1 protein-coding gene is annotated in these 308 nt (G+C 59.7%); it reads left to right on the top strand.

Annotated elements, in window-relative coordinates:
* Window positions 1–32: 32 nt before the first annotated feature.
* The coding region (locus EN818_RS31690; RefSeq protein ID WP_135906726.1) for a TetR/AcrR family transcriptional regulator at window positions 33–308 on the top strand (276 nt) is incomplete at its 3' end.

Below are 308 nucleotides of genomic sequence, written 5' to 3'. Positions count from 1 at the left end.
CTAGCCGGCGTCTAAACCTTGGCCGGTTCGCTATGCTTTCCGATTCCAGTGCTGATGAAGTCGTGCGACGGTCCGGTCTGACCGGAAACACCAAGGTGACGCGCGATCACTGGATGAAGCTCGCGCTGGAGACGCTGATTTCCGAGGGCGTCGAGGCGGTGCGCGTGCTTGCGCTCGGGCAGAAGTTGAACGTCTCCCGCTCGAGCTTCTACTGGTATTTCAAGAGCCGCCAGGACCTGCTGGATCAACTTCTAGATTTTTGGCGCAACAACAACACCCGTTTCATCGTCGAGCAGGCCGGGCGGGCC

It is taken from the genome of Mesorhizobium sp. M3A.F.Ca.ET.175.01.1.1 (genome assembly GCF_004791945.1).
GTDB lineage: Bacteria > Pseudomonadota > Alphaproteobacteria > Rhizobiales > Rhizobiaceae > Mesorhizobium.
This window is presented reverse-complemented; position numbering and strand designations above follow the sequence as displayed.